General features: G+C 58.5%; 9 protein-coding genes. All 9 read left to right on the forward strand.

Annotated elements, in window-relative coordinates; all coding sequences use genetic code 11:
• Positions 1–16: 16 nt before the first annotated feature.
• The 9 genes from KQI26_RS04035 to dprA all read left to right on the forward strand — a co-directional run bounded on the left by KQI26_RS04035 (position 17) and on the right by dprA (position 10,489).
• A complete protein-coding gene (locus KQI26_RS04035; protein ID WP_216503320.1) occupies positions 17–1,306 on the forward strand; it encodes a murein hydrolase activator EnvC in 1,290 nt (429 codons plus the stop codon).
• A gap of 32 nt (positions 1,307–1,338) precedes the next feature.
• A complete protein-coding gene (locus KQI26_RS04040; RefSeq protein WP_216503321.1) occupies positions 1,339–2,541 on the forward strand; it encodes a S41 family peptidase in 1,203 nt (400 codons plus the stop codon).
• 401 nt (positions 2,542–2,942) lie between these two features.
• Positions 2,943–3,731 (forward strand): hypothetical protein, encoded by a 789-nt coding sequence (locus KQI26_RS04045; protein WP_118746639.1) that lies wholly within the window; start codon positions 2,943–2,945, stop codon positions 3,729–3,731.
• An 81-nt stretch (positions 3,732–3,812) separates the two neighbouring features.
• Positions 3,813–4,289, forward strand: coding sequence for a transcription elongation factor GreA (gene greA, locus KQI26_RS04050; RefSeq protein WP_118427023.1), 477 nt, complete (start codon positions 3,813–3,815; stop codon positions 4,287–4,289).
• 63 nt (positions 4,290–4,352) lie between these two features.
• Positions 4,353–6,323 carry a lysine--tRNA ligase gene (gene lysS, locus KQI26_RS04055; RefSeq protein WP_216503322.1) on the forward strand — a complete coding sequence of 657 codons (1,971 nt, stop codon included), beginning with the start codon at positions 4,353–4,355 and terminating at the stop codon, positions 6,321–6,323.
• 176 nt (positions 6,324–6,499) lie between these two features.
• The gene (locus tag KQI26_RS04060) at positions 6,500–7,912 is read left to right on the forward strand and encodes a TrkH family potassium uptake protein (protein ID WP_216503323.1); all 1,413 of its coding nucleotides are present in this window, start codon (positions 6,500–6,502) and stop codon (positions 7,910–7,912) included.
• A 13-nt stretch (positions 7,913–7,925) separates the two neighbouring features.
• The gene (locus KQI26_RS04065) at positions 7,926–8,573 is read left to right on the forward strand and encodes a TrkA family potassium uptake protein (RefSeq protein WP_118746632.1); all 648 of its coding nucleotides are present in this window, start codon (positions 7,926–7,928) and stop codon (positions 8,571–8,573) included.
• A gap of 2 nt (positions 8,574–8,575) precedes the next feature.
• A complete protein-coding gene (locus KQI26_RS04070) occupies positions 8,576–9,322 on the forward strand; it encodes an RNA methyltransferase (protein WP_216503324.1) in 747 nt (248 codons plus the stop codon).
• 27 nt (positions 9,323–9,349) lie between these two features.
• Positions 9,350–10,489 carry a DNA-processing protein DprA gene (gene dprA / locus KQI26_RS04075; RefSeq protein WP_216503325.1) on the forward strand — a complete coding sequence of 380 codons (1,140 nt, stop codon included), beginning with the start codon at positions 9,350–9,352 and terminating at the stop codon, positions 10,487–10,489.
• Positions 10,490–10,547 lie beyond the last annotated feature (58 nt).

Genomic DNA, 10,547 nt, shown 5'->3' on the forward strand with positions numbered 1-10,547 from the left:
AAGGAAGGATAGGAAGATGAAACGAGCCAAGAAAAAAACAATCACCCGGGTGGTGGCCGGCGCCATTGCCGGACTTCTGGCCGGGCTGATGCTCTTCGGCCTTGTGGCCGATCTGTTTTTCCGTGTCAGCGCTTCGGCGGCATCCCAGAGCGATGTGGATGCTTTGAAAGACAAGCTGGAGGAGCAGGCGGCGGAAAAGAAGGAGCTGCAAGCTGAACTGAACAGCATCGACAGCGAAAAAGCCACCGTGAAAGAGCAGATCGAAGCGCTGGACGCCCAGATCAACAGCACGGAAGAACAGATCGAACTGCAAAACGACCTGATCGACAGTCTGGAAGAGATGATCGCCCAGAAGGAAGAGGAATTGGTCGAGGCTCGGCAGAAGGAAGAAGAACAGTACGAAAAGTTCAAGACCCGTGTGCGGGTGATGTATGAGCAGGGAGAGACCAGCTATCTGGAAGTGCTGCTCTCTGCCGATGACCTTTCGGATTTCCTGTCCAAATACGAGATCGTCAGCCAGATCGCGGAATACGATAAAAACCTGTTTGAAGAGCTGAAGGCCCTGAAAGAGGAGATCGCCCAGACCAAGGCTGAGCTGGAAGAGGACCGTCAGCAGGCGGAAAATGCCCGCAAAGAGCTGGAAGTGTCCAAGAGCGAGCTGGATACCCAGCTGGCCAATCGCTCCCAGGCCATGAAGGAACTGGAGAGTGCCGCAGAAGAAGTGAAGGCCTCTTTTGCGGAAATCGAAGCGGAAGAGAATTCCATCAACGCCCAGATCGATAAGATCGTCAAGGAGATGGAAGCAGAGGCCGAGCGGAAGCGCCGGGAAGCAGAGGCCGAGCGGAAGCGCCGGGAAGAGGCGGCCCGGGGTGGCGGCGGTTCTAGTTCTTCCGGCACCACCCAGGTGGGAAATTACACCTATCCTCTGCCTTCGGGCTATCGCACTGTCAGCAGTAGGTTCGGCTACCGGAACCATCCGGTGACCGGGCGATATAAGCTCCACACCGGTGTGGATATCTCGGCCCCCAACGGCACACCCATTTATGCCGCTCAGTCGGGCACCGTCATCATCGCCGGTTACAGCAGCGCCTGGGGCAATTATGTGGTCATCAACCATGGCAATGGCATTACCACCCTCTATGCCCATATGAGCAAGATCCTCACCACCAAGGGCGCCGCAGTCAGCGCCGGCCAGCAGATCGGCAAGGTGGGTTCCACCGGTTATTCCACCGGCAACCATCTGCACTTTGAGGTGCGCCAGAATGGCAGCTACCAGGATGGCGGCCGGATCCTGGGCCTGTACTAAGCAACAAATCATCGCAAGGAGAAGCCCTGTTCATGAAGAAAAGATTCACCCTGGGTTCCACCCTGATGCTCCTGATGCTGGCGGTGGTGACCACCTTCAATATCACCTTCTATGTGGCTTCGGAGTATTATAACGCCCGCTTGGGCAACTTCGAGGAGATGGAAGGGGAATACCAGCAGCTGAAAGAGGTCTCCCAGCTGGTAGATAAATATTTTGTGGGAGAATACGATAAGCAGGAAATGATGGATCAGGCCCTGAAAGGTTATATCCAGGGCACCGGGGATCAGTGGTCCTCCTATCTCACCGAAGAAGAATACAAAGCGGTGATGGAAAAGCGGGAAGGGGTGTATGCCGGCGTGGGCATCACCATTTCCACCGCTACCGACGGAAGCTATTATGTGATCACTGCTGTCACCGAGGATTCTCCCGCCCAGAAGGCCGGTATCCAGCCCCTGGATCTGCTGGTGGCCGTGGATGGGGAGAGCGCTGCCGAAATGTCCTTTGACGATCTGAGCGACCGGGTCAAAGGAGAGCCGGGCAGCGAAGTTACCCTCACCATTCTGCGGGAAGGGGTGCAGCAGAAATACACCCTCCAGCGGGAAGAGGTGCAGACCCCTGGGGTCAAGGCTCAGATGCTGGAAGGCAACATCGGCCTGATACGCATCGAGTCCTTCTCCAAAAATGTGGAACAGGAGTTTTCCCAGAAGCTCCAGCAGCTGCTGGATGACGGGGCCCAGGCTCTGGTGTTCGATGTGCGTTTCAATCCCGGCGGATTTGTGGATGTGCTGGTGAATATGCTGGATGAGCTTCTGCCCAAGGGTACTGTCATCAGCATCACCGACAAGGCCGGAGAGAGCACCACTTATTCTTCCGATGAAGAGTGCGTCAAGCTGCCGATGGCTGTGCTGTGCAATGAGTATTCCATCAGCGCTGCGGAGTTTTTCGCCGCCAGCTTGCAGGAATATGGCGTGGCCACTGTGGTGGGCGAGCATACCCTGGGCAAGGGCTATGCCCAGACCATGATTCCCCTCACCGGTGGCGGAGCTCTCAATCTGTCCACCAGCCGGTATTACACCGCCAAGGGCGTCAGCCTGGCCGGTGTGGGTATTACCCCGGATGTGGAGTCCTCCCTCAGCGAGGACAAGCTCAACCGGTTCTATACTCTCCAGCCGGAAGAGGACGACCAGCTCCAAAAAGCTCTGGAAGTGCTGCGGCAGCAGATGAGCGAAAATTAAATGAAGCAATAAAAACGGGCGGCCTTTCATGGCCGCCCGTTCAGACTGTCGAAAAACCTATATAACGAAAAGGGTCGTCCGCCCTACCCCTATAAATCCGCAAAAAGCCGCGACCTGTGCGTGGCTTTTTGCACTTCTCAAGGGCGGGGCGCCCCGCTGGTCCGGTGGCCGGACGGCCATACTTTCTTTGCCTTTCTGCATCGGACCTGCCCAGCACGGGAGCGCAGTATGGGAGCGGAGGCACTCCGCCAGCCCCTTGCAAAAACTCGAAAAAGTGGCCTAAGCCACTTTTTCGACACGCTCAAAAACGGGCGGCCTTTCATGGCTGCCCGTTTTGCTGCGCCGGACATAGCAGCCCCTCCCGGAACATAAATATAATGAAAAAGGGGAGGGTGCCGGATATGATCGCATATTTTGAAACGGTGGAGGAAGAAAAGAAGCGGGGCCTTTTTTGGAAAAAACATCTGGAGACGGAGCTGCGGCCGGTGGGGAGGGCTTCTTTCCTGACGGTCCGCTTGCCGGTGCCCTCCGGCACGGGAGAACATAAAGTGGAAAAACGGGTGGAATGGGCCATGGAACAGATGAAGAAAAGAGGGGTTCACCGCCTGGCCACAGGGGAGAAGTGGCGGAACAAGGCGCTGGAAATGGGGATGCTGGCGGTGGAAGAAGGGACGGCCTGGCGGCAGGGGGCCGGACTGGGGGCACTGTGGGCCCTTCACAGCCGGGGGATTCCTTTGGAGCAGGCCTTCTGCCGTCTGGAGGCCGCCCGATGTGATCGGGATGTGGTGCGCTGCGCCAGAATTCTGGGGGGAAAGGTGCGGTATCTGTCGGTGAGCGTCAAAGTGGGACAGCAGGAGCTGGAGGAGGCGCTGTATGAACAGTTCGGCATTGCCCCCCAGCAAAGTGCACCGCCGGAATACCCCTGCCTGCGCATCTGTTTTCCCCAGCCGGGAGAGAAGGGGGAGACAGGGGAGGATCTGCTGATGCTGGCCCCTGGCGGCTGGCCGGGGCTGCGGTTTGTATCCCCCCAGTGGGCCAGGGAGCAAAAACCGTCTGGGATGGGGGATACTTTGTATGCAGCCATGCTGCTGGAAAGCGGCCTGTGCCGTCCGGAAGATCTGGGAGCAGAAGGCAGCCAGGAGGGGGAAACCCAGGCCTCTTTCCCCCATCCTGGGGAAAACCACGCTTGACACATGGGAACGAGCACCATATAATGTGAAGTATTATCCTGAATATCTATGCCCATTTCCAGGGGCAAAGGGGAGGAAACTATGCAAAAGCAATTTATGCTGACCGAAGAAAGGCTCAAAGAGATCAAAGATGAGCTGGAATATTTGAAGACCGTCCGGGAGAAAGAAGTGGCCGAGCAGATCAAGGAAGCCCGTTCTTTCGGCGACCTTTCGGAGAACAGTGAATACGACGAGGCCAAAAACGAACAGGGCAAGCTGTATTCCCGCATCGCCGAGCTGGAGAATGTGATCGCCGGCGCGGTGATCATCAACGAGGACTCCATCACCACCCAGCATGTGAGCATGGGTACCCGGGTCACCGTGGTGGAAGAGGGCTTTGAGGATGAGCCTGAGGAATATGCCATCGTGGGCTCCCAGGAGGCCAACCCTGTCCAGGGCCGCATCTCTGATGAGTCCCCGCTGGGCAAGGCTCTTTATGGCCATGGCGTGGGCGATACCGTGGTAGTGGAAGCTCCCGACGGCGCCATCACCTATCGGATCGTGGCCATCGATCGGTAAAAAGGAAGAAAAAACGGCTGCAGCGGAAATGGCTGCGGCTGTCTTTTGATATGGAGGAAGATTATGAAGGAAGAAAAGAGCGCTGTGGCAGCCGAGCAGGCCGCTCAGCAGGAAATGGGGGAATTGCTGCGCATCCGCCGGGACAAGCTGGCCGCTTTGCAGCAGGAGGACAAGAACCCCTTTGCCATCACCAAGTACCCTGTGGACCATTACGCCGCCCACATCAAGGAAGAGTTTGCCGGCATCGCCAATGAGGAGGAGACCGGCAAGGTCGTCCGCCTGGGCGGCCGTTTGATGAGCAAGCGGCTGATGGGCAAAGCCAGCTTTGCCGATCTGCGGGATTCCACCGGAGACATCCAGCTCTATGTCCGCCGGGACAATGTGGGCGAAGAAGAATATGCCGCCTTCAAAAAGTTTGATATCGGCGATGTGGTAGGCGTGGAAGGTGAAGTCTTCCGCACCAAAATGGGCGAGATCAGCATCAAGGTGGAGAAGATCCAGCTGCTGTCCAAGAGCCTGCGTCCTCTGCCGGAAAAGTGGCATGGCCTGAAGGATACCGACCTGCGCTACCGCCAGCGGTATGTGGATCTCATCGTCAATCCCGAGGTGAAGGACACCTTCATCAAGCGCAGTCAGATCCTGCGGGAGATCCGCGCTTACCTGGACGGCCAGGGCTTCCTGGAGGTGGATACCCCCATTCTGCTGCCTCTGGAGATCGGTGCTTCCGCCCGTCCTTTCGTCACCCATCATAACACACTGGATATGGATATGTACCTGCGCATCGAAACCGAGCTGGCCCTCAAGCGGCTCATCGTGGGCGGGTTTGACCGGGTGTATGAAGTGGGCCGTATCTTCCGCAACGAAGGCATGGACACAAAGCACAACCCGGAATTCACCAGCATCGAGCTGTACCAGGCCTTCACCGATTACAAGGGCATGATGGACCTGGTGGAAGATCTGTATAAGCACCTGGCCAAGACCGTCTGCGGCAGCCTGACCATCCCCTATATGGGTCAGACCATTGATATGAGCCATTGGGAGCGTCTGACCATGGTGGAAGCGGTGAAAAAGTATTCCGGCTGCGACTACTATACCTGGGAGACCGACGAAGACGCCCGGAAGGCCGCAAAGGAGAAGAATGTGCCGGTGCCTGCCAATGCCACCAAGGGCGCTGTGCTGGTGGAGCTGTTCGATGCCTTTGTGGAAGAGAAGCTGATCCAGCCCACCTTCATCTACGACTATCCTGTGGAAAACAGCCCCCTGGCCAAGCGGAAGAAGGACGAGCCGGCCTTCACCGAGCGGTTTGAGTATTTCATCAACGCCATGGAATTCGGCAATGCCTTCAGCGAGCTGAACGATCCCATCGATCAGAAGGAGCGCTTTGAAAAGCAGGTGGCCCTGCGGAAAGCAGCCAACCCCAAGGACACCAGCCAGGTGGACTACGATTATATCAACGCTTTGGAGTATGGCCTGGCTCCCACCGGCGGCCTGGGCTTTGGCCTGGACCGGCTGGTGATGCTGCTCACCGATTCTGCCAGCATCCGGGATGTGCTGCTCTTCCCCACAATGAAGCCATTGGACAACAAGAACGATTCTCAGAAGAAGGAAGAGGAGCCCGCCGCTGCTGCTCCCGCAGTAGAGCAGAAGGTGGAGGAGATCGATTTCTCCCAGGTGGAAGTAGAGCCTCTGTTTGCCGATTTTGTGGACTTTGAAACCTTTGCCAAGTCGGATTTTCGGGCGGTGAAGGTAAAGGAATGCACTGCGGTGCCCAAGAGCAAGAAGCTGCTGAAGTTTGTGCTGGACGATGGCTCGGGAGAAGACCGGGTGATCCTCAGCGGCATTCACGATACCTATGAGCCGGAGGAACTGGTGGGCAAGACTTTGATCGCCATCACCAACCTGCCCCCTCGCAAGATGATGGGCATTGATTCCTGCGGTATGATCATTTCGGCGGTTCATCATGAAAATGGCGTGGAGAAGCTCCATTGCCTGATGGTGGACAGCCATATCCCCGCCGGCGCCAAGCTGTATTAAAAAAACGCAGCTTTCGCTGGGGGAAAACAGGAAGAAACCTTTCTTTCCCTTTTGGACGAAGAACGCAAGCGGGCCTGACGCCAATGGCGTCAGGTCTGTCTGCGCTTTTCCAGAAAGCCGGATTTTGGGAAAAGTCCAAAGGATCGACGGGACGCAGGTCCCGGAGGGAGACCAATATGCAGTCATTCAAAAGCAAGCTAAAGCGTTTTGGCAGAGAGCATTTGAAAAGCATTCAGCGGCGCAACGCCGCGGTGCGCCGGGCCGCACCGGTGCGGGTGATGGCCGTGGGGTTTGCCGCCGTGATCTTGATCGGCACCCTGCTGCTGATGCTGCCCTTTGCCACCCGCAGCGGGGAAAGCGCCGGTGCGGTCACCGCGCTGTTCACCGCCACTTCGGCCACCTGTGTCACAGGGCTGGTTGTGGAAGATACCTATCTGTTCTGGAGTCCCTTTGGTCAGGCGGTCATCCTCTGCCTGATCCAGACCGGCGGGCTGGGATTTATGACCATTGCCATCGCCCTGTCCCTGCTGCTGCGGCGGAAGATCTCTTTGCGGGAGCGGCGGCTGGTGAGCACCTCGCTGAATATGGACGGGCTTTCCGGTATGGTGCGTCTGGTGAAGCGGGTGCTTTGCGGCACATTGCTGTTTGAAGGCATGGGAGCGCTGATTCTGTCGGTACGCTTTGCCCGGGACTATGGAATCCTGGGCGGAATCGGCCGAGGGATCTTTCACTCGGTCTCGGCCTTCTGCAACGCCGGGTTTGATATTCTGGGCGACCAGGGCGCCTATATTTCCCTGGGGGGCTATACCGGGGATTTCGCGGTGACGGTGACCATCAGCCTGTTGATCATTCTGGGCGGCCTGGGCTTTTTTGTCTGGAGCGACATCTATTCGGCCCGGGACAACAAGGGCCGGCTCCACACCCAGAGCAAGATCGTGCTGCGCTCCACCGCCCTGCTGTTGCTGCTGGGCACGGTGTTCTTCTTCATCGCAGAATACGAAAATCCCCAGACCATGGGCAATCAGGGCTTTTTCGGCCGGCTGCTGTCCGCCTTTTTCCAATCCACCACCACCCGTACGGCGGGCTTTGCCCAGCTGAACCAGGCCTATCTCACCGGGGCCTCCAAGGCCATGAGTGTGGCGCTGATGTTTGTGGGCGGTTCCCCCGGCAGTACGGCAGGCGGTGTCAAGACGGTGACACTGGCCGTGCTTCTCATGGCGGCGCTGTCCTCTTTGCGGGGCACTTACCAGACCACTGTGGGCGGCCGGTCCATTTCCTATAAGCTGGTGATGGATGCTTTGTCGGTGTTTCTGCTGGGCATCTGCTCGGTGGCCGTCGGTACCTTTTTGCTGTCGGCCTTTGACGGAGTCACCCTCAGCTCGGCCCTCTTTGAATGTACTTCGGCTTTCGGCACGGTGGGCCTCACATTGGGCATCACCACGGAGCTTTCCACCCCCTCGCTTCTGGTGCTGGCGGCGCTGATGTATATGGGACGGGTGGGTATCATCACCATCGGCATGGCCGCCATGATGCGCGGCAAAAAGGACGCCAAGATCAAATACCCCGAAGCACGGGTGATGATCGGCTAAAGGAGGAAACAAGATGGAATCGTTTGTGGTCATCGGCCTGGGGCGTTTCGGCATGACCCTGGCCAGGGAACTGTACCGCCTGGGCCATGAAGTGCTGGCGGTGGACAAGGACGAAGAAGCGGTGCACCGGGTGTCCGACTCGGTGAGCCATGCCATCACCGCCGACGCCCGGGATGAGCAGGTGCTCAAATCCATCGGCGTGCGGAATTTCGATCATGCGGTGGTGGCCTTTGCCGACAACATCCAGGACAACATCCTCATCACCCTGATGCTCAAGGAGCTGGGGGTGAAGAATGTCATTGCCAAAGGCAACGACGATCTGCATGTTAAGGTGCTCAAACGCATCGGCGCCGACCGGATCGTCTTCCCCGAGGCCGATATGGGCGCCCGGTTCGCCCAGATGGTGGCCTCCAACAACATCATCGACTATATCGATATTTCTGAGGATTATTCCATTGTGGAAGTGGCGGCCCCCGACCGGTGGGGCGGCAAGAGCATCCGTCAGATCGATGTGCGGGCCCGTTACGGCATCAACATCCTGGCAGTCAAGACCCACAACGGCGAGACCATCCATGTTTCTCCCGAGCCGGATTATGTGATCCGCCGGGGAGATGCGCTGGTGGTCATCGGCGCCAACGACGATATCAAGAAATTGGGGTAATTATGGAAGAGATAACCAGCCGGGACAATCCCCGCATCCGCCGGGTCTGCCGCCTGATGGACAGCAAACGGACAAGGGAAAAGGAAGGGCTGTTCTGCTGCGAAGGGGAAAAGCTGCTGGGGGAGGCCCTGGCGGCGGGCGTGGAAGTGGTTCAGGTCTTTCTCAGCCGGGACCTGCCTTTGGAGCAGCAGCGGGACAGAGGCGTGCCCACCTTTTTGGTGCCACCCTCTCTCATGGCCCAGATGAGCGGCGTGGAAAGCCCCCAGGGCGTGCTGTTTGTCTGCCGTATTCCCGCCCCCCGGAAGGATCTGCCGGAAGGAGCCTGTCTGGTGCTGGAAGATGTGCGGGACCCGGGAAATGTGGGCACCATTTTGCGCACGGCCGAGGCTTTTTCCCTGCCGGTGGTGCTGACGGGAAACTGTGCCGAACTGTATAACCCCAAGGTGGTTCGCTCCACCATGGGCTCCGTGTTCCGGTGCAAAGTGTTCCGCCTGTCCCGGCCGGAGCTTTGGCAGGCGCTGGAGGAAAGAAACATCCCCCTGTATGCCGCCGCCTTGAGCGAAAGCGCTCAGGACATCCGGCAGGTGGATCTGAAAGGGGCGGCGGTGGCCATCGGCAACGAGGCTCACGGCGTCAGTGCGGAGCTTCTGGAGCACAGCCGGGGCCAGGTGATCATCCCCATCCAGGGGGCCGAGTCCCTCAATGCCGGAGTGGCGGCTGCCCTGTGTATGTGGGAGATGCGCCGTTAGGCCGTTAGGCCGTTAGGAGGAAAACCGATGGAAGCTGTGCTGGTCCATATCTGGCTGCGGGAAGAGGCCAGGCTGCCCACCCGCCGCATCCGGGAGGCCCGGGAGCGTTTCGGAGGAGCATTGGGAGCCTGCCGTGCTTTGAAAGAGGGCGATCCCTTTTTCACGCCCCGGGAGCGGGAGCAGGGAGCCAAAGCCGTCTGGGAAAAAGCGGAGCAGGTGCTGGAGAACTGCCAGAAGGCAGGGGCCCGGGCGATTTGCTTTGAAGAGGCGGAATATCCGGAGGCGTTGCGGCAGATCTACGATCCGCCGGCGGTGCTCTATCTGCGGGGCACCATGCCCCAGTGGGAGGAGATGCCGGTCCTGGCCATTGTGGGAAAGCGCAAGGCCAGCCCTTTGGGGCTGGAGACCGCCCGCCGCTTTGCCCAGGTGCTGTCGGCCCATGGCTTTCTCATCGTTTCCGGCCTGGCCCAGGGTGTGGATGGAGCGGCTCACCAAGGGGCGCTGGAAGGTCCCACTCCCACGGTAGCTGTGCTGGGCACGGCCATTGACCAGTGTTATCCCGCTTCCCACAACGGATTGCTGCGGCGGATTCTGGAGAAAGAGGGCGCCGTTCTCAGCGAGTATCCTCCGGGCCGTCGGGGCTATCCCGGCTATTTTCCCCGGCGCAACCGGATCATCTCCGGCCTGAGCCTGGGGGTGCTGGTGGTGGAAGCGGCCAGGAAAAGCGGCAGTCTGATCACGGCGGCCACCGCATTGGAACAGGAGCGGGATGTGTTTGCCGTTCCCGGTTCCATCGACAGGCCGGAGTACGAAGGCAGCAATCAGCTCATCCGCTCGGGGGCCATTTTGTGCACAAACCCGGTGGAAATCTGTGAAGAATATGCCGGGCGCTTTCCTGGAATTGTGATGGGGCTGGAAGAGAAAGCCCAGGAGAAAGAGCCTGAGCAGGAGATGCCCCAGTCTGCTTCCGGCAAGAGAAAACCGGCGCCAGCAGGACTGACCGGCCGGGAAAAGCTCATTGTGGACAGCATGGACGGCCTGACCCACATCGATGTGATCTGTCAGAACACCGGTCTGGCCACAGGGGAAGTGCTCACCAGCCTGACCATGCTCCAGATCCGGGGTGTGGTGCGGGAGCGGGGCGCAAAATATTTTGAAATCATATGAAAACCATAGTATCATATTGTAGATAGATGGGCCTTGCCCCAGAATGGGGGAGGCCAAA

The sequence above is a fragment of the Intestinimonas sp. MSJ-38 genome, from assembly GCF_018917925.1.
GTDB lineage: Bacteria > Bacillota > Clostridia > Oscillospirales > Butyricicoccaceae > Pseudobutyricicoccus.